The organism is Glycomyces harbinensis (assembly GCF_900101745.1).
Classification (GTDB): Bacteria; Actinomycetota; Actinomycetes; order Mycobacteriales; family Micromonosporaceae; genus Glycomyces; species Glycomyces harbinensis.
Genome location: NZ_FNAD01000011.1, coordinates 140,866 through 159,888, shown reverse-complemented (window position 1 = coordinate 159,888; position 19,023 = coordinate 140,866). Strand labels below are relative to the sequence as shown.

General features: G+C 71.5%; 18 protein-coding genes. 14 read left to right on the top strand and 4 right to left on the bottom strand.

The annotated features are described in order from the left end of the window. Positions 1-44 precede the first annotated feature (44 nt). From BLQ63_RS18165 to tyrS, 5 genes are all read left to right on the top strand, one after another. The gene (locus BLQ63_RS18165; RefSeq protein ID WP_218125336.1) at positions 45-1,142 is read left to right on the top strand and encodes a Gfo/Idh/MocA family protein; all 1,098 of its coding nucleotides are present in this window, start codon (positions 45-47) and stop codon (positions 1,140-1,142) included. Between the two features lie 43 nt (positions 1,143-1,185). After that, on the top strand, positions 1,186-2,100 hold the full coding sequence (locus BLQ63_RS18160) for a DUF6807 domain-containing protein (RefSeq protein WP_091038368.1): 915 nt from the start codon (positions 1,186-1,188) through the stop codon (positions 2,098-2,100). Then, a complete protein-coding gene (locus tag BLQ63_RS18155) occupies positions 2,100-2,819 on the top strand; it encodes a cupin domain-containing protein (RefSeq protein WP_091038366.1) in 720 nt (239 codons plus the stop codon). Before BLQ63_RS18160 ends, BLQ63_RS18155 begins: the two co-directional genes overlap by 1 nt. Before the next feature lie 116 nt (positions 2,820-2,935). After that, a complete protein-coding gene (locus tag BLQ63_RS18150) occupies positions 2,936-4,837 on the top strand; it encodes an RNB domain-containing ribonuclease (RefSeq protein ID WP_091038364.1) in 1,902 nt (633 codons plus the stop codon). A 14-nt stretch (positions 4,838-4,851) separates the two neighbouring features. Next, on the top strand, positions 4,852-6,108 hold the full coding sequence (gene tyrS / locus BLQ63_RS18145) for a tyrosine--tRNA ligase (RefSeq protein ID WP_091038362.1): 1,257 nt from the start codon (positions 4,852-4,854) through the stop codon (positions 6,106-6,108). Here tyrS and BLQ63_RS27960 read toward each other — a convergent pair. Continuing rightward, on the bottom strand, positions 6,101-7,507 hold the full coding sequence (locus tag BLQ63_RS27960; protein WP_143014983.1) for a hypothetical protein: 1,407 nt from the start codon (positions 7,505-7,507) through the stop codon (positions 6,101-6,103). The two genes, tyrS and BLQ63_RS27960, sit on opposite strands and share 8 nt — an antisense overlap. A 132-nt stretch (positions 7,508-7,639) precedes the next feature. On the opposite strand from BLQ63_RS27960, the gene BLQ63_RS28535 reads away from it, so the two are divergent. After that, entirely contained in the window at positions 7,640-8,539 is a 900-nt protein-coding gene (locus BLQ63_RS28535; RefSeq protein WP_218125335.1) for a hypothetical protein, read from the top strand. Continuing rightward, positions 8,514-9,548 (top strand): HAD-IIA family hydrolase, encoded by a 1,035-nt coding sequence (locus tag BLQ63_RS18135; protein ID WP_091038359.1) that lies wholly within the window; start codon positions 8,514-8,516, stop codon positions 9,546-9,548. Before BLQ63_RS28535 ends, BLQ63_RS18135 begins: the two co-directional genes overlap by 26 nt. 120 nt (positions 9,549-9,668) lie before the next feature. On the opposite strand, the gene BLQ63_RS18130 is transcribed toward BLQ63_RS18135, so the two are convergent. Both BLQ63_RS18130 and BLQ63_RS18125 read right to left on the bottom strand, forming a co-directional pair. Further along, positions 9,669-10,016, bottom strand: coding sequence for an SCP2 sterol-binding domain-containing protein (locus BLQ63_RS18130; protein WP_091038358.1), 348 nt, complete (start codon positions 10,014-10,016; stop codon positions 9,669-9,671). A gap of 236 nt (positions 10,017-10,252) precedes the next feature. Next, positions 10,253-10,591, bottom strand: a complete 339-nt coding sequence (locus BLQ63_RS18125; protein WP_091038355.1) for an SCP2 sterol-binding domain-containing protein — start codon at positions 10,589-10,591, stop codon at positions 10,253-10,255. A 234-nt stretch (positions 10,592-10,825) separates the two neighbouring features. Here BLQ63_RS18125 and BLQ63_RS18120 point away from each other — a divergent pair, with 234 nt between their 5' ends. Genes BLQ63_RS18120 through BLQ63_RS18110 form a run of 3 tightly spaced genes read left to right on the top strand, consistent with a single transcriptional unit; the run spans position 10,826 to position 12,297 of the window. Further along, positions 10,826-11,260, top strand: coding sequence for a hypothetical protein (locus BLQ63_RS18120; RefSeq protein ID WP_091038352.1), 435 nt, complete (start codon positions 10,826-10,828; stop codon positions 11,258-11,260). Next, entirely contained in the window at positions 11,257-11,457 is a 201-nt protein-coding gene (locus tag BLQ63_RS18115; RefSeq protein WP_091038349.1) for a hypothetical protein, read from the top strand. Before BLQ63_RS18120 ends, BLQ63_RS18115 begins: the two co-directional genes overlap by 4 nt. Before the next feature lie 42 nt (positions 11,458-11,499). Then, the gene (locus BLQ63_RS18110; protein ID WP_091038347.1) at positions 11,500-12,297 is read left to right on the top strand and encodes a TlyA family RNA methyltransferase; all 798 of its coding nucleotides are present in this window, start codon (positions 11,500-11,502) and stop codon (positions 12,295-12,297) included. 3 nt (positions 12,298-12,300) lie between these two features. On the opposite strand, the gene BLQ63_RS18105 is transcribed toward BLQ63_RS18110, so the two are convergent. Beyond that, positions 12,301-13,896, bottom strand: coding sequence for a GMC oxidoreductase (locus tag BLQ63_RS18105; RefSeq protein WP_091038345.1), 1,596 nt, complete (start codon positions 13,894-13,896; stop codon positions 12,301-12,303). 224 nt (positions 13,897-14,120) lie between these two features. Between BLQ63_RS18105 and BLQ63_RS18100 the strand changes: the two genes are divergently transcribed. The 4 genes from BLQ63_RS18100 (at position 14,121) to BLQ63_RS18085 (ending at position 19,014) form a co-directional block, all read left to right on the top strand. Further along, positions 14,121-15,020 (top strand): NAD kinase, encoded by a 900-nt coding sequence (locus tag BLQ63_RS18100; RefSeq protein WP_245681008.1) that lies wholly within the window; start codon positions 14,121-14,123, stop codon positions 15,018-15,020. A 58-nt stretch (positions 15,021-15,078) separates the two neighbouring features. Continuing rightward, positions 15,079-16,815, top strand: a complete 1,737-nt coding sequence (gene recN, locus BLQ63_RS18095) for a DNA repair protein RecN (RefSeq protein ID WP_091038340.1) — start codon at positions 15,079-15,081, stop codon at positions 16,813-16,815. 91 nt (positions 16,816-16,906) lie between these two features. Next, positions 16,907-18,088, top strand: coding sequence for a putative cytokinetic ring protein SteA (steA, locus tag BLQ63_RS18090; protein ID WP_419774941.1), 1,182 nt, complete (start codon positions 16,907-16,909; stop codon positions 18,086-18,088). Further along, the gene (locus tag BLQ63_RS18085) at positions 18,085-19,014 is read left to right on the top strand and encodes a copper transporter (protein WP_177154997.1); all 930 of its coding nucleotides are present in this window, start codon (positions 18,085-18,087) and stop codon (positions 19,012-19,014) included. Before steA ends, BLQ63_RS18085 begins: the two co-directional genes overlap by 4 nt. Positions 19,015-19,023 lie beyond the last annotated feature (9 nt).

Genomic DNA, 19,023 nt, shown 5'->3' with positions numbered 1-19,023 from the left:
CGCTGGAAAACGTTTACCGACCCTTCTTGTCAAAGGAGTCCACCGTGCCCTCCACCTACCGCCTCGCCATCGTCGGCACCGGCGGCATCGCCCACCTCCACGCCGCAGAGCTACGCCGGCACGTCCCCGACCGCTTCGAGCTGGTCGCCGCCGTCGACCCCGACACCGGCCGCCTCGACGCCTTCAACGCCCAGTTCGGCCTGGAGCGCGGCTACGCCTCCATCGAGGAGCTGCTCGCGAACGAGGAACTCGACCTGGTCGACCTGTGCACGCCGCCGGTGGCCCACGGCCCCGGCGCGATCGCCGCGCTCGAAGCGGGCGTCGGCGTCGTCTGCGAGAAGCCCCCGGCGCTGAGCCTGGAGGAGTTCGACCGGATCGCCGCCGCGGCGGCCGCCTCCAAGGGCGACTTCTCGATCATCTCCCAGCACCGGTTCGGCTCGGCGGCCGAGCGCGTGCGGAACATGAGCGCCGCCGGCGTCCTCGGCAAGCTCGCCGTCGCCAAGTGCGACACGCTCTGGTTCCGGCCCGCGGAGTACTTCGCGGTCGACTGGCGCGGACGCTGGGAGACCGAGGGCGGCGGCCCCACCATGGGCCACGGCATCCACCAGATCGACACCCTGCTCTCCCTCGTCGGCCCGTGGTCCGAGGTGGTCGCCACCGCGCACCGCCACCGCCGCGACACCAACACCGAGGACGTCTCCCACGCGATCGTCACCCTCGAGTCCGGGGCGTCGGTCGTCATCACCAACTCCCTGCTCTCCCCGCGCGAGGTCTCCCAGATCCGCCTCGACTACGACAACGCCACCGTCGAACTCGACCACCTCTACGGCTACGGCGACTCGAACTGGACCGTCACCCCGCTCGAGGAGCACGTCGAAGAGGTCATGCAGGCCTGGTACTCCAAGCCCCGCGGCCAGTCCTCGGGCCACGGCGCCCAGTTCGCCCGCATCGCCGACGCCCTCGACGGCAAGGCCGCCCCGCCGGTCAACGTCACCGAAGCCCGCCGCACCCTGGAACTCCTCGCCGCGATCTACGCCTCCGCCTTCACCGGCAAGCGCGTACGCGCCGGCGAGATCGACCCGACATCGCCGTTCTACCAGCGCATGAACGGCTCCGGGGCCCCCTGGCCCGACCGCAAGTGACGCCCGACCCGCGACCGCTTCGAACCACAGTGGAGAAACACCGATGACGCTGCAACTCGACGACAACGGCACCCGGCTCTCGATCACCAAGGGAGACCTTGAGATCCTGCGCTACGTCTACCGGCCCGACAACGCCCAGTTCGAATCCCCCCGGCCCTACTTCGAGCCCCTGCGCGACCTCGCCGGGTACCAGGTGAGCCTCTACCGGCCCCACGACCACGTGTGGCACAAAGGCATCGCACTGTCCCTGCCCAACGCCGGCCCCGAGAACTTCTGGGGCGGGCGCACCTTCCGCCGCGACCAGGGCTACGTCGACGAGAAGAACGACGGCGCCATGGTCCACCAGGAGTTCACCGAGCTCACCGCAGGCGACGACGGCGTCAAGGTCGCCGAACGCCTCGACTGGATCACCGAGGACGGGCGCCACTTCTTCAGCGAGCAGCGCGCCTTCGCCGTCACCGTCCTGGCCGACGACACCTGGGTCCTCTCCTTCTCGACCGCGTTCACCAACGACACGCAGGACACGGTCGTCATGGGCAGCCCCACCACCGAGGGCCGCGAGAACGCCGGCTATGGCGGCTTCTTCTGGCGCGGACCGCGCTCCTTCACCGAGGGCCGCGTCTACACCGCCGACGGCGAAGGCGGCGACGAGCTCATGGGCGTGCGCGGCGACTGGCTCGCCTTCCGCGGCGTCCACGACTCCGTCGACGCCGTCTCCACCCTGGTCTTCACCGACCACCCGGAGAACCCCGGCGCCCCCGTCAAGTGGTTCGTCCGCTCGACCCCGTTCGCCGCGGTCTGCCCCGCGCCGTTCTTCGACACCGAACTGCCGATGGCACCCGGCGACACCGTGACCCTCCGCCACGCCGTCGCCGTCGTCAACGGCGACACCGGCATCGAGGGCGCGGGCAAGACCGCCGCGCTCGCCGCCGCCGAACTGGCCCGACTGGAGGGGTGATGGGCGGCTTCCCAGGCGGCACGGCCGTCTCCCTGATCTCCGTCTACGACTGGCCCACCGCCGACGGCCAGATGGGCGGCACCCCGCACCTGCACACCGCCTCCACCGAGGGCTACGTCGTCACCGCCGGAACCGGCGCGGTCGAGACCCTCTCGAGCGGCGGCTACCAGCGCAGCGACCTGGAACGCGGCACCGTCCTGTGGTTCACCCCCGGGACCGTCCACCGCCTTATCAACATCTCCGGGGACCTCCAGCTCGTGGTCGTCATGCAGAACGCGGGCATCCCCGAAGCCGGCGACGCCGTCTTCACCTTCCCCGAAGCGGTCCTCGACGACCCCGAGGCGTACGCGGCCGCCGCGACCGCCCCGGCCGCGCCCGACCTCACCGAGACCGAGCGCGGCGAGGCCGCCCGAGCCCGCCGCGACCTGTCCATCGAGGGCTACCTGGCCCTGCGCGAGCGCGTCGAATCCCAAGGCGCCTCGGCCATGAAACCCCTGTGGGACAAGGCCGGCCACATCGTCGCGGAACGCACCGAGGCCTGGCGGCGGCTGTGGGCCGACGGCCCCAAGGCCCAGGCCGACGCGACCGGCGCCCACCTGGACGCCCTCGCGAAGGCCGACGCGGCCCACCTGTGCGACGCCCACGTCTCGAACGCCGGCGACGCCCAGTTCAAATGGGGCATGTGCGGGCGACTGGAGACCTGGGACCTGCGCCCCTGACCCGATCGCGGCGCGAACCGGGCCGGGAGTTCACCCAGTGGACACCCGGCCCGCGTGCATATGCGCACTCGAAGTGCACCGACGGCTACCATTGCGCCTGGGATTAAGGAGCGCAGTTGGCCGACCACAACCCCGCCGAGACCGGGATCATGATCGACGCCGCGACCACCGTCGACCGCGACGACGCCATCTGGATCGAACCCGACGGCGACGGATTCGACGTCTGGATCCACATCGCCCGCGTCGCCGACCACGTCCCCGTCGGCGGCCGCGCCGACCGCGAAGCGCGCGAACGGATCGCCACCCGCTACCGCCCCGACCGCACCGAGCACATGCTCCCCGCCCCCGTGGTCGCCGCCGCCTCCCTCGAACCCGGCCGCGCGAACGACACCTTCGCCGTCCACCTGCGCATCGACGGCGCCGGCCACGTGCTCGCCGCCGAACTCGGACCCGGCCGCCTCACCCGCTCCTGGGCCATGTCCCACGCCGAGGCCGCCGACGCCGCGAACGACCCCGCCCACGCCCTCCACGGCACCCTCGCGCAGGCGCTGCGCTTCGCCCAGACCATGCTCGCCGCCCGCCGCAACGCGGGCGCGCTCGCCTTCTACGACCTCCTGTCCGGCTTCGCGACCAACGAGGAGGGCCAGCTCGTCCGCCTCGACAGCGCCGAACGCAACTCCGGGTACATCATCGTGCAGGAGTTCATGATCGCCGCCAACGCGCAGATCGCGGCCTGGGCCGTCCGCGAGGACCTGCCCGTCCTGTTCCGCAACCACCGCCTCGCCGCCGTCGCCGGCGACCCGGCCGACCTGCGCGGCGAACTCGACTCGATCGCAGCCGCCGGCGACAGCGCCGCCTTCGAGATGCTGCGCGCCCGCATGCGCATGGTCGCCCGCGCGGCCGCCTACGGACCCACCGTCCACGGCCACCACGGACTCCAGCTGCCCGTCTACACGCACGCGACCAGCCCCATCCGCCGCTACGCCGACCTCGTCACCCAGCGCATCCTCCTCGCCGCCGCGCATCGCGAGCCGGGCCCGTACCCGCCCGAGGCCCTCGCCGAGATCGCCGCGCACGTCAACGAGCGCATCGAATCCGAACGGCGCGCCAAGGCCGACTTCTTCAAGCGGCGGGCCACCGAGGAGACCGAACGGCAGATCGAGGCCGCCGACTTCGCCCGCCTGCCCTACAAGCAGTTCGCGCGCGTCCTCCAGTTCGCGATCGAACGCGGCGAGATCCCGCCCGGGCTCGCCGAGGACACCGTGCGGCGGTTCGACGCCCGCGAACTCCAACTGCGCGAGTTCGCCTCCGTGTACCTCTACGGGCGCGACGCCTTCGCGCCCCTGCGCGAGCGCATGAACGCCCTCCTGGCCGCCGAACCCCAGCAGGCCCAGTCGATCGTCAACGTCTACCTCCAGGACCGCCTCGGCGGCCCGGTCAGCAACGACCTGAACGTGCGCTGGACCGTCGAACCCGAACCCGGCTTCGAGGCGCCCCTGTTCGCCGCCCAGGTCGCCCTCCACTACGGCGACGAGCGGATCGACTCGCCCAAGCGCATGCAGCGCAACAAGAAGGACGCCAAGAACCAGGCCGCCCTGGCGCTGGTCTCATCGCTCGCGGGCCTGCCCGACCTCTCGCGGAACGCCGTCGCGAAGCCCCGCGTCGACGGCCCGCGCAAACTCCTGGTCGAGGCCGGCGTGCACCCGGCCGAAGCGGTGCAGATCTACGCCGCCCGCGGCCTCGTCGACGACCTGACCTGGCATTTCGAGGTCGAAGGCCCCTCCCATGAGCGCGTCTTCACCTGCCTCGCCGAGGCCGCGATGCCGCGCACCGGCGAACCCGTGTCCGCCGAAGGCCGCGGCCCGACCAAGCAGGCCTCCAAGACCGCCGCCTCCGCGGAGCTGCGCGTCCACATCGAGGCCGCCCTGGCACTGGGGCGTGGACGCCTGACCTCGGACCCGGCCCTGCGTGCCGGGCCACCCGCCCCGGCGCACCGCGAAACGCGTTTCCCCCGCTGAGGCAGAATGAGGACGTGCATATTCTCGACGACCTCACGTGGCGCGGCCTCATCCAGGACTCGACCGGCATCGACGCGCTCCGCGAGCACCTCGACGCCGGGCAGGTGACGTTCTATGTCGGCTTCGACCCGACGGCCGTCAGCCTGCACGTCGGCCACCTCATGCAGGTGATCACGGCCCGCCGCCTCCAGCAGGGAGGCCTTCGTCCGCTCCTGCTCGTCGGCGGCGCGACCGGTCAGATCGGCGACCCCAAGGAGGCGGGGGAGCGCAGCATCAACCCGCCCGAGGTGGTCGCCTCCTGGGTCGAGAAGATCCGCGCGCAGGTCGCCCCGTTCGTCACCTACGACGGTGACAACGGCGCGCTCCCGGTGAACAACCTCGACTGGACCTCCGAGCTGAGCGTCGTCGACTTCCTGCGCGACGTCGGCAAGCACTTCCCGATCTCGAAGATGCTCGCCCGCGAGGTCGTCAAGGCCCGCTTGGAATCGGGGATCTCGTTCACCGAGTTCTCCTACCAACTCCTCCAGTCGCACGACTACTTCGAGCTCCACCGCCGCCACGGCTGCACCGTCCAGTTCGGAGGGTCGGACCAGTGGGGCAACATCACCGCCGGGGTCGACTACATCCGCCGCCGCGCGGCCGAGCACGTCCACGCCTTCGTGACCCCCCTCGTGACCAAGGCCGACGGCACGAAGTTCGGCAAGACCGAGGGCGGCGCCATCTGGCTCGACCCCGAGCTGACCAGCCCGTACGCGTTCTACCAGTTCTGGGTGAACTCGGGCGACGCGGACGTGGTGCGCTACCTCAAGTACTTCTCCTTCAAGTCCCACGAGGAGATCGAGGAGCTGGAGCGGGCCACCGCCGAGAAGCCCGCCGCGCGACTGGCGCAGAAGGCCCTCGCCGAGGAGCTGACGACGCTGCTGCACGACGCCGAGGAGACCGCGAACGTCATCGCCGCCTCGCAGGCCCTGTTCGGCCGCGGCGAGCTCGCCGAGCTGCCTGAGTCGACGCTGCGCGCCGCGCTCGTGGAGGCCGGCCTGGCCGAGCTCCACAAGCCCGACGCCACCGTGGCCGAGGCGATGAAGGAGTCGGGCGTGGTCGCGAGCCTGGGCGAGGCGCGCCGCGCCGCCAAGGAGGGCGGGGCGTACCTGAACAACGTCCGTGTCAGTGACCCGGAGGCCGTTATCGACCGGTCTGACCTGCTTCACGGCCGATACGGAGTGATCCGGCGGGGTAAGAAGACCGTCGCCGGGGTCGAGGTCATCAGCTGATGCATACACTTGATTGGTTTTGTCGCGGTGAATAGAGGGGGAGAATCGAGTGGCTGAAGAAGGCCGCGCCCGCAAGGGTGAAGATGACCGACGAGGCGGCTATGGCCGTCGCGAGGGCGGCGGCTACGGCGACCGTTCGGGCCGTGGCGGTTACAACCGCCAGGAAGGCGGCCGAGGCGGCGACAATCGGGGCGGTTCCGGCCGCGGCGACGGTCGCGACGATCGCCCCCGCCGCTACGAGGGCAACCGCGACGACCGGCCGCGTCGGGACGACGACCGTCCGCGCCGCGACGGCGATGACCGCGGTCCCCGCCGTTTCGAGGGCAACCGCGACGACCGCGGCGGCCAGCGAAGCTTCAACCGCGATGACCGTGGACCGCGCCGTGACGGCGACGACCGCAACCGTGGCGGTTACAACCGCGACGACCGCGGCCCCCGTCGCGATGACGACCGTCCGCGCCAGTTCAACCGTGATGACCGTGGCGGTCGGAGTGGTGGCTACAACCGTGACGACCGCGGTGGTCAGCGCAGTTTCAACCGTGACGACCGTCCGCGTCGCGATGGCGATGACCGCGGTCCCCGCCGTTTCGAGGGCAACCGCGACGACCGCGGCGGCCAGCGCAGCTTCAACCGCGACGATCGCGGCCCGCGCCGCGACGATCGTGGCGGTTACAACCGCGATGACCGTGGACCGCGCCGTGACGGCGACGACCGCAACCGTGGCGGTTACAACCGCGACGACCGCGGCCCCCGCCGCTTCGAAGGCAACCGCGACGACCGTGGCGGTCGGAGCGGTGGCTACAACCGCGATGACCGTGGCGGTCAGCGCAGTTTCAACCGTGACGACCGTCCGCGTCGCGATGGCGACGACCGTGGACCGCGCCGTTTTGAGGGCAACCGCGACGACCGCGGCGGCCAGCGGAGCTTCAACCGCGACGATCGCGGCCCCCGTCCTGACGACGACCGTCCGCGCCAGTTCAACCGCGATGACCGAGGTGGTCGGAGCGGTGGCTACAACCGTGACGACCGTGGCGGCCAGCGCAGTTTCAACCGCGATGACCGTCCGCGTCGCGACGGCGACGACCGCGGCCCCCGCCGCGACGACGACCGTCCCCGCCGCTTCGAGGGCAACCGCGACGACCGGGGTCCGCGCAAGTTCGACCGTGACGACCGTCCGCGTCGTGACGACCGGGCCCCGCGCCGCGACGACGACCGCCCGCGCAAGTTCGAGAACCGCGACGACCGCGGCCCGCGCCGCGATGACCGCGGTCCCCGCAAGTTCGACCGCGACGACCGTCCCCGCCGTGACGACCGGGGCGACGACCGCCTTGGCCGCGACGGCAAGGAGCGCCGCGGCAAGGACAGCCTGCGTCCCCTGGAGGAGCGCGAGGCCGGGCACGAGGGTCCGATCCGCCTCGGCGAGTCCGACGAGGCGCCGAACCTGCCCGAGGGCGTCGAGTACGGCTTCGACCAGCTCGACAAGGAGACCAAGGCCGGGCTGCGCAGCCTGAACAAGCAGCTGGCCGAGGCCGTGGGCAACCGCCTCCTCGCCGCCGCCGCGCTGCTGGCCGAGGACGACGTGGAGGGCGCTCTGGAGCAGGCCCGCTACGCGCGCCGCAAGGCCTCCCGCGTCGCGATCGTCCGCGAGGTCACCGGTGTGGCCGCGTACGGCGCCGAGGAGTGGCAGCTGGCCGTCAACGAGCTGCGCGCCGCGCAGCGCCTGGGCGGCACGCACGACCACGTGGCCCTCATCGCCGACTGCGAACGCGCCCTGGGACATCCCGAGCGCGCCATCGACCTGTACCGCGAGTTCGGCAGCGACGAGAGCGTCGACCCCGAGGTACGCGTCGAGCTGCTCATCGTCGCCTCCGGCGCCCGCCGCGACATGGGCATGGGCGAGGCCGCGACCGCGATGCTCAAGGTCGGCGGGCTCAACTCGCCCAAGACCGAGCCGTGGGTCGCGCGTCTGCGCTACGCCTACGCCGAAGGCCTCCTGGCGGACGGCCTCGAGGACGAGGCGCGCGAATGGCTCTCCAAGGCCGTCGCCGCCGACGAGTCCGGTGAGACCGGCGCCGCCGAGCGCCTGCTCGAACTCGAGGGCATCGCCATCGAGGAGTTCGAGGACGACGAAGACGACCTCGACGACGAGGACGAGGACGACCTCGACGACGACGACGACCTCGACGAAGACGACGACAGCGACGACGAGGATGAAGACGACCTCGACGACGATGAAGACGACGACTTCGATGAGGACGACGACGAAGACGAGGACGACGAGTCCGACGACCTCGAAGACGACGAGGACTTCGACGACGAGGACCGCGAGTCCGAGGCCGACGTCAAGGGCGACGAGCGGACCGACACGAAGCCTTCGAAGGCGAACCCCGACGCTGAGGAGTCCGATGACCCGACTGAAAGGCGCCCCTGAGGCACTCGCCGGCGCTTACGACCTGGCGCTGCTCGACCTCGACGGTGTCGTCTACCTGCTGAGCCAGCCGATCCCGGAAGCGGCCGCGACCATCGCGGCCCTTCCGGGGCTGGACTGCGCGCCGGTGTTCGTCACCAACAACGCCTCGCGCAGCCCTGAAACCGTCGCCGGCGCCTTGCGGGACATGGACATCCCGGCCGGCGCGGCCGAAGTGCTGACGTCCGCGCAGGTGGTCGCGGCGGAGCTGCGCGAGCGGCTCCCCGCGGGGGCGCCGGTGCTGATCTGCGGGTCCGACGCGCTGCGCGCCACCGTCGAGGCCGCGGGGCTGACGCTCACGACCGATCCGGCAGTGGCTCAGGGCATCGGGTACGGCATGACGCCGACGACCACCTGGCGGGATCTGGCCGACCTGACCATCGCGGCCCGCCGGGGCGCGATCTGGGTCGCCACGAACCTGGACGCCACACTGCCCACTCCGGACGGTCCGCTCCCGGGCACGGGTGCGCTGGCCGAGGCCATCCGCATCGCGCTCGGCCGCGGGCCGGACGTGGTGGCCGGCAAGCCCGGCGAGGCGATCTACCGGGAAGCGCTGGCGCGCAAGCCCGGAGGCCGCGGCCTCATGGTCGGCGACCGTCCCGACTCCGACATCGAGGGCGCGAACCGGGCCGGCATCGACTCGCTGCTGGTGTTCACCGGCGTGGCCTCGCCGCGCCTGGCACTGGCGCTCCCGCCGGAGCAGCGGCCGACCTACCTCGGCTGGAGCCTTGCGGCGCTGACGGAACCGCACCCGGAACCGCAGTGGAACGAGGCGGTCGACCGCATCGAATGCGGCGGCTGGACGGCCGTCCTGGACGGCGGGGAGATCCGCCTCAGCGGCAAGGGAACCGAACTCGACGCCTGGCGCGCGCTGTGCGAGTTGAGTTGGGCCGCAGCCGATATGACCGGCTACGACCCGGCCCGCGAGCCGGTGCCGGTCGGCGCCGCAGCCAAGGAGATCCTGGCGAGCTGACCTCGGAGCGTGGAACGACGAAAGCCCGGACTGCCGAAGTCCGGGCTTCTACGCTGTCCGAGCCGCCCAAGGCTCGGGGGAGGCGGCGCCGCCGCGCATCGCTGCGGCGACCTGCCTGGATTAGTCGACCTTGAGGGCCTTGCGCAGCTTGGCGAGGTCCTTCACGGACGCCTTGACCTTGATCTTGCCGGTCAGGAACGCCTTGGCGGGCTTGAGCTGCTTCTTCGACAGGGCGATCAGGTCGTCCGAGGCGAGCAGGACGCGGACCTCGGCGTCGGGAGCGTCGCCGTCGAGGAGGTCGGTCAGCTTGCCGCCCGCGAGCTTGGCGCTGAACGTCTGGCCCAGGTCGGTGAGTTCCACGGCCAGTGTGCGTTCGAAGCCGTCCTCGAGGTCCAACTCGCCGGACTTCTTGGCGACCTTGCCCGCCATCTTCTCGAGCACATTGCGGCATTCGTCAACAGTGGCCATACGGACCTCCCGATTAGTGAACTGAGGTGGGAGCACGCGGCCGTGCTCCGTGAAAGCCGTGCAAGTCGGCTGGCCAGAAGATTACAACGTGGCCTGAATGCTGTTGCGCCCGACCGGGACGCATTTGACCGTCCCGGGCGGTGCCGCGCCGCGCAGGGGCGCGGGGCGTGCCTCACGGCCCGCGCCCGCGCACCCTACGTGCGGCGATTCGCCCTTGCCGCGCAGGTGGATCCGCCCTACAGGACCCCGCGCAGCTTCATCAGGTCCATCATGTTCGCCTTGATCTTGACCTGGCCCGAGGTGAAGGCCTTCATGAAGTCCAGCTCTCCGGCGACGAGCTTGACGAGGTCGTCCGAGCCGACGATCATCCGGATGTCGGCGTCGGGGTTGTCGCCGTCGGTGATGCCGATCAGCTTGCCCTGGTCGAAGTTCCCGTTGAAGGACACGCCGTGGTCGGTGATGTCGGCGGCCAGGCTGCGCTGGAAGCCCGTGAGCTTCTTGACCGACTTGGGGTTCGCGGCGAGGTTCGCGGCGAACTGCTCCAGTGCGGTGCGGCATTCGTCGATGGTGGCCATGGGGCCCTCCTGTTCGATCGGCGTGGGCGCGGCAGTGCGCCCGACAGTATGTTACCGGCCAGTACGACACTTCGGTCGAGGACCGTCACCGGTAGCTTGGCAGTACCGTTGAGGCCAGCGCCAAGGTACGGCCGGCGGTTTCGCCGGGCCACAGCCAGACTATGGCCCCCGAACCTCGCCGAAGCGGGACGCCGTCCCGCGGACTTGGCAGACCTAGGAAGGAGTGCGACCACCATGGCCGACACCGCCCGCGCCTACTACGACACCCTCCGCGACCTGGCCGGCGACCCCGCACGTCGCGCCCGCGCGTTCGCAGGGAGGGTCCGCGAGGACCTCCGCTCCGGCACCGGGGGCCTCCGCTCCGGCGCCGAGCAGTTGCGCGGCCACGGCTCGCGCACCGCCGCCGACATCGGCCGCCTCGTGCGCGCCGAGCTCGACGCGGGCCTCACCCGCATCGGCGTCGCCACCCAGGCCGACCTCGACGACCTCAACCTCCGCCTCGAGCACTCCGAGAACCAGATCCGCGAGCTGCGCATCCGCCTCGCCGAGACCGAGGCCGCCGCGGCGGCCGAGGCCGCCGAACGCCCCGACGCCCCGCAGACCGCCGATGACGCCGCGCCGCGCGCATCGGACCGTGCCGAGCCGCGCGACGAGGAAGAGGACGCATGACCGACATGCCCAACCCGGGGGCGCTCGCCGCCCGCTCGCGTCCCCGCAGCGACGCCGACGACGTCGAGATGGAGGTCGAGGAGGCCCTCGCGCACCTCGAGACGCTCGCCGACCTGCCCGTCACCGACCACGTCGCCGTCTTCGAAGGCGTCCAGCAGCGCCTGTCCGAGATCCTCAGCAACGTCGACGACGCCTAGCAGACGACGCCCAGACCCAGTTAGAGAGCCCGACTCCGCGCCATGCCGACGCGCTACCGACTCGACGCCGAACTCGTGCGCCGCAAGATCGCCCGCTCCCGCGAGCACGCCCGCGAACTCATCGCGGCCGGACGCATCCACCTGCGGGGCATCCCCGCCACGAAGGCCGCCACCAGCGTCACCGGCGACGACTCGATCCGCCTGGTCGGCGACACCGACGACTACGTCTCGCGCGGCGCCCACAAGCTCATCGGCGCGCTCGACGCGTTCGGCGTCGACCCGAAGGGCCTGCGCGTCCTCGACGCCGGCGCCTCCACCGGCGGCTTCACCGACGTCCTGCTGCGCCGCGGCGCCGCCGAGGTCCTCGCCGTCGACGTCGGCTACGGCCAGCTCGCCTGGAAGCTCCAGACCGACGAGCGCGTGGTCGTCCACGACCGCACCAACGTCCGCCACCTCACGCCCGAGCAGCTCGGCGGCCGAGTGGACCTCACCGTCGGCGACCTCTCGTTCATCTCCCTCGGCCTCGTCCTGCCCGCGCTCGCGGCCTGCACGAGGCCCGGCGGGCTGATGCTCCCGATGGTCAAGCCGCAGTTCGAGGTCGGCAAGGGCCAGGTCGGTCCCGGCGGCGTCGTCACCGACCCGGCCCGGCGCGCCGACGCCGTCTGGGGCGTCATCGAGGCCGCCGCGGGCCTCGGCTGGACCACCACGGCCGTGGCCGCGAGCCCCCTGCCCGGCCCCAAGGGCAACGTGGAGTTCTTCTGCCGCATGGGGACCGAGGGCGACCCGATCGCCCGCGAGGCGGTCGACGCGGTCGTCGCCGCCGGTCCCGCCGGCCGCTGAGACTCACGCGATGTCGGCCCCGATGACCGCCTCCAGGTTCCGCTCCGCCAGCGCCGTGATCGTCACCAGCGGGTTCACGCCGAGCGCGCCGGGGATGAGCGAGGAGTCGGTGGCGTAGAGCCGCTCGTAGCCGTTGAGGCGGCCGTAGTCGTCGGTGGCCTCGCCGAGCACGACCCCGCCGAGCGGGTGGTAGCAGAAGTCGTCGGCGAAGGCCCGGTTGCCGCCGAACAGGTCGTAGCGGTAGCTCGTGCCGTGCGCCCGGTTGAGCCTGTCGAACAGCGACTTCGCCGCGGCGGTGCCCGGTTCGGCCTGGTCGGCGCTCCAGTGGAGCACCGCGCGGTCCGCGGCGGCGTCGTACGTGAAGTGGCCGCGCTCGGGGTTGTCGGTGATGGCCAGGTACAGGCTGGCCCAGGTCTCGATGCCGGCCGGCAGGGGCGCGATCTCGGCGAAGACGCGCGCGTCCTCGTTGTCCCAGTCGTCGATGCCCATGACCGGGATCGTGGACTGCTTGACGCCGGTGGGGGCCCACACCTGGTTGGCGCGGGCGGTCATGACGTTGCCGTTGGGTCCCCAGCCCTGGCCGATGGACTCGTCGAGGTCGGGCAGGTCGCCGGTGTCGCGGGCGCGCAGGAGCAGTTCGGTGGTGCCCAGGCTCCCGGCGCCGAGGAACAGGTGGCGGGCGCCGATCTGCTTGGTCGCGATCACCTCGTCGGCGTCGTCCTTGTGCTCGACGGTGACCAGGTAGTCCCCGTCGGCGTCCTGCTCGATGCGGCGCACCTCGTGGCGGGCGGCGATGGTGACCAGGCCGGTGCCCAGGGCCTTGGCGAGGTAGGTCTTCGGCAGGCTCATCTTGCCGTGGTTGTTGCCGTAGAGGAGTTCGCCGCCGAGCGCGGACTCGGGCGCGGTGCCGGCCTCCTCGCGCCGCATGTAGTCGAAGTCGTAGACCCCGGGGACGAAGGCGGTCTTGAGCCCGGCGGCCTCGGCCTGGGCCGCGGCGGTGCGGCTGAACCGGTAGTAGTCGGAGTCGCGGTGGAAACCCTGGTCGATGGTGTTGGCCCGCAGTTCGGTCTGCGCGAGCGGGTAGTAGCGGTCGTACATGGCGTCGGCGTCGACCTGGGGGAGGACCCGGCCGAAGTAGTCGCGGCGGGGGACGACGGCCATGCCGCCGTTGACGAGGGACCCGCCGCCGACGCCGCGGCCGACGTAGACGGCCATGTCGCCGTGGTCGACGCGGTCGAGGACCCCGGGGTAGGGCTCGATGTCGCGGTTGACGACGTCGAGCCACAGGAAGGTCGCCAGGGGCGCTTCGGTGCGGCTGCGGAACCACATGCTGCGCCGGTCCGGTGCGGTGATGGTGCAGAAGACGTTGCCGTCCTCGGCCGGCTCGCTCCACAGCCGGCCCATCTCCAGCATGGTGACAGGGATGCCGGCCTCGGCGAGGCGCAGGGCCGACACGGCGGCGCCGTAGCCGGTGCCGATTACGAGGGCGGGGACGCGGGCGCCGTCGGCGGCGGCCGCTCGGGGGCCGACGACGGCGAGTCCGGCGGCGGCCGCGGCGGTGAGGGCGCTGTATCCGAGGATCTGGCGGCGGGTGGCCATGAATGCTCCAATGCGATCGATTGGCATTGTGAACATATTGTGCCGCAATAGGACAGATGTGGGAATACCCCTGAGGGCGGAACATTCGGGGCCGATCCGGCATCGGCGCCGTCCGTCGTGAACCGCCTTGTGCAAACGCTCTCATCGGTATGCTCGTCGATACCGCTGGTAACAGCGCCTGGGGTACAGTTCGAGGCCCTGTAGCCGTCTGTGAAGGAGCTCGCGTGGGGTCGCAGCAGAAGCCGGGCCGGGTCTTGGTGGTCACGCACCCCCTCCGCGAGGACGTGGCCGAACTCGCCGAGAAGCTCGCCGCCGCCCTGCGGGGGGCGGGCGTCGCCGTGCGCATCCTCACCGGCGAGACCCGGTCGCTCCTGCGCCCGGACGCCCTCGTGATCGTCGACGAGGCGACCAGCGCCACCGCCGATCTCATCCTCGCGCTCGGCGGCGACGGCACGGTGCTGCGCTCGGCCAAGATCGCCTCAGAGGCCGACATCCCGCTGCTGGGCGTCAACTTCGGGAAGGTCGGCTTCCTCGCCGAGGCCGAGACCGGCGAATTGGAGACGGTCGTCTCGCGCCTGCTCGACGGCGAGTACACCGTCGAGGAGCGCACCGCCCTGTCGGTCGAGGCCACCGGGATCGACGGCGAGACGAGGTCGTCTTGGGCCTTCAACGACATCGCCGTGGAGAAGGCCGAGCCCGCCCGCATGCTGGAGCTCTTCATCGAGATCGACGGCACCCGGATCTCCCGCTACGGCTGCGACGGCGTCGTGGTCGCCACCCCGACCGGCTCGACCGCGCACGCCATGTCCGCGGGCGGCCCGGTCGTATGGCCCGATGTGGACGCACTGGTCGTGGTCCCCATGAACGCGCACGCCCTGTTCGCCAAGCCCATGGTGGTCCACTCCTCCTCCGAGATCCGCATCGGCGTCGAGTCGGTCGGCACCGAAGGGGCGCTCATCGCCGACGGCAAGGAGCTCACGCGGTTGACCGCTGGCGGCACCGTGACCATCCGCCGCTCCGAGCGCCCGGTGAAGCTGGTGCGGATGTCCGATCAGCCGTTCGCCTCGCGGCTCGTGTCGAAACTCTCTCTGCCCGTTGACGGTTGGCGTCACGGCCGCATCTGAGGCATCCCAGACTCCTCTGCGGCCGCGTTTGTCGGACGGACCGGCTAGGCTTCGAAGCGTGTTGGAGGAGCTTCGCATCCAGAATCTGGGCGTGATCGCTGACGCCACCCTGCCGCTCGACCCCGGCCTGACCTGTATCACCGGCGAGACCGGTGCGGGCAAGACCATGGTCGTCGCCGGACTGGGTCTGCTGTTCGGCGGTCGCGCCTCCCGTGCTCCCCTCGGTGTGGAACGCGCCCTTGTGGAGGGCCGTTTCTCCGTGGGCGAGGCCGCCCTCGAGCTGCGCGAGCGCGCCATCGAGGCCGGCGCCGACCTGGAGGACGGCGAACTGCTGCTGGCCCGCTCGGTGTCCTCGGAGGGCCGCTCGAAGGCCTGGGTAGGCGGGAGGTCCGCGCCCGTCGGCGTCCTGGCCGAACTCGGCGAACTCGCCATCTCGGTGCACGGCCAGTCCGACCAGATGCGCCTGCTCCAGCCCGCCGAACAGCGGGCCGCGCTCGACCGCTTCGCCGGGGCCGACCACGGCAAGATCCTCGACGCCTACCGGGCCGCCTACGGCGAACTCGGCGAGTGCGCCGCCGAGCTGTCCCGCCTGCGCACCAGCGCCCGCGAGATGGCCCGCGAGGCCGACATGCTCCGCCTGGGCCTCGACGAGATCACCGCCGTCGACCCGCAGGACGGCGAGGACGCCGAACTCGTCGAAGAGGCCCGACGCCTGGAGAACGCCGAGGCCCTGCGCCTGGCCGCCGCCACCGCGCACGGCGCCATCAGCGGCGACCCGTCCACCGGCGACGGCGGCGCGACCGACATCGTGGGCGCCGCCGCCCGCGCCCTGGAGCACGACGCCCACTCCGACCCCAAGCTCGCCGAGTTCGCCGAGCGCCTCGCCGAGGCCGGCGCCCTGCTCGCCGAAGCGGCCGTGGACCTCTCGTCCTACCTCGACGACCTCTCGGCCGACCCGCAGCGGCTGGAGGAGATCTACCAGCGCCAGGCGGCCCTGAAGACCCTGTACCGCAAGTACGCCGAAGACCTCCCCGGCGTGCTCGCCTGGGCCGAGAACGCCGCCAAGCGCCTGGGCGAGCTCGACGTCTCCGACGAGCGCGTGTCCGAACTCGAGACCCAGCACGCCGAACTCACCGCCCGCGCCGCCGATCTCGCCACCCAGCTGCGCGTCTCGCGCCGGTCCGCCGCCGAGCGGTTCTCCGCGTCGGTCTCGGCCGAACTCAAGGGCCTGGCCATGCCGCACGCCGAGGTCGACGCCTCGGTCGAGGCGCGCCCGGCCGGGCGCGGCGGTGTGGACCTGGCCGTGGAGACCGCGGTCTCCGGCGCCACCGAGGACGGCGCCGACGAGGTCGAACTCCTGCTGCGCCCCCACCCCGGATCGCTCCCGTCCGCCCTGCACAAGGGCGCCTCGGGCGGCGAGCTCTCCCGCGTCATGCTCGCCATCGAAGTGGTCTTCGCCGAGATCGGCGGCCCGCCGGTGCTGGTCTTCGACGAGGTCGACGCCGGCGTCGGCGGCGGCGCGGCCATCGAGATCGGCCGCTGCCTCGCCAAGCTCGCCCGCCGCCACCAGGTCCTGGTCGTCACCCACCTGCCGCAGGTGGCCGCGTTCGCCGACCGCCACCTCGTGGTCTCCAAGGACACCTCCGGGGCCGTCACGGTCTCCGGGGTGCGCGTGGTCGACGACGCCGAGCGCGCACGTGAGCTTGCTCGCATGCTCGCGGGCATGCCCGACTCCCACCTCGGTGTGGCCCACGCTGAGGAACTGCTTGCCGAGGCTGCGAAGATGAAGCGGTAGGGCGCGCCCTCCGAACGGGCGGGAAGCGGCGCGCCGTCGCCGCGACCCGTGCGATCGGATGGCATGATGATGCACGATGCGTGTACCTAGCTTGCGTTTGCCCGGGCGGAACCCGGAGGGCGACTCCTCCGAGGGTCGCCTCGTCGGCACCGCCCGTCTCGACCGCCGGACCAAGCGGCTCTGCGGCCGCCTCGAATCCGGTGACGTCGCGATCATCGACCACGTCGACCTCGACCGGGTCGCCGCCGACACCTTGGTCGGCACGGACGTGGCGGTGGTCGTCAACGCCGCCAAGTCGATCTCCGGCCGTTATCCGAACCTCGGTCCCGAAGTGCTCGTCAAGGCGGGGATCGTCCTCATCGACGACGTCGGCGACGAGATCTTCGAGAACGTGCGCGAAGGCAGGTCCGTGGCCGTCGACGGCGGCGACATCTACCTCGGCGACGTCCTGATCGGTTCGGGCACGGTCCAGACCGAGGAGTCCGTGGCCGCCGACATGGAGGCCGCCAAGGAGGGCCTGTCGGTCCAGTTGGAGGCCTTCGCCGCCAACACCATGGAGTACCTCAAGCGCGAGCGGGACCTCCTGCTCGACGGGGTCGGCGTGCCCGACGTGAAGACCTCCTTCAACGGGCGCCACGCCCTCGTCGTCATCCGCGGCTACAACTACAAAGAGGACATCGACGTCCTGCGGCCCTACATCCGCGAGTTCAAGCCCGTGCTCGTGGGCGTCGACGGCGGCGCGGACGCGCTGCTCGAGGCCGGCTACACGCCCGACATGATCGTCGGCGACATGGACTCGGTCTCCGACGACGCCCTGCGCTGCGGCGCCGAGATCGTCGTCCACGCCTACGCCGACGGGCGCGCCCCCGGCATGGAGCGCATGGACCGCCTCGGGGTCCCCGCGATCCCGTTCCCGGCCGCGGCCACCTCCGAGGACATCGCCATGCTCATGGCCGACGAGAAGGGCGCCGAGCTCATCTGCGCCGTCGGCACCCACGTCACCATGGTCGAGTTCCTCGACAAGGGACGCGGCGGCATGGCCTCGACCTTCCTCACCCGCCTGCGCGTCGGCGGCAAGCTCGTCGACGCCAAGGGCGTCTCGCGCCTCTACCGGCAGGACATGTCGATCTCGGCACTGCTCCTGCTCATCGTCTCCGCCCTCGCCGCCATGGCCACCGCCGTCGCCATCTCGACCGTCGGACGCTCGTTCGTCGACGTGATCGCCGACTGGTGGGACGGCCTGCTCTACCAGATCCAAAGGCTGTTCTCGTGATCAACTTCCGCTATCACCTGGTGAGCCTCACCGCGGTGTTCCTCGCCCTCACCGTCGGGCTCATCCTCGGCACCGCGGCGCTCAACGGCCCCGCGATCGACGCCATGCAGAGCAGCACGCAGACCCTGCGCGACTCCAACGAGCAGCTGCGCGCGGAGAACGACCAGCTCTCCGACCAGCTCGGCGAGGACCAGGCCTTCGCCAACGCGATCGCCCCCTCCTACCTGGCCGGCAAGCTCACCGGCAGGAACATCATGGTCGTGGCCCTGCCAGGCGCCGACACCGGCGTCGTCGACGGCGCGGTCGAGATGCTCGGCTACGCCGGTGCGACGGTCTCGGGCCGCATCTCGGTCCTCGACGACTTCTTCGACCCGGCCAGCGGCGACCAGCTCGCCGACCTCGCCGACACCACCACGCCCGCCACCATCCAGGCCCCCGTCACCTACGACGGCGTGGCCGCGATGAGCTACGTGCTCGCCGCCGTGGCGACCGGCGAGGCCGACGGCACCACGGTCGAGATCGCCCCCGGCGACATCACCACGGTCACCACCGCGCTGACCGACCTGTCCATGCTCACCGTCGAGACCGCCCCGACCGGCGTTGCCGACGGCGTGCTCATCCTCGCCGGAGCCGGGTCCCCCGACTCCGACGCCGAGGACCGCAACGCCGGGATCGTGTCCTTCACCACCGCCTTCGCCGCCGACGACCCCACGGTCTACGCCGCCACCACCTCGACCGGCGACGGCAACCCGATCGCGACGCTGCGCAGCGACGACAACACGACGGTCGCCACCGTCGACAACGTCGCCAGCCCGCAGGGACAGATCGCCGCGGTCGTCGCGCTCGCCGATTTCATCGCCAACGGGACCGTGGACCATCTCGGGATCGGGGAGGGCGCTTCCGGTCTGCTTCCCGGCGCGGCTTAGTATCGCGCC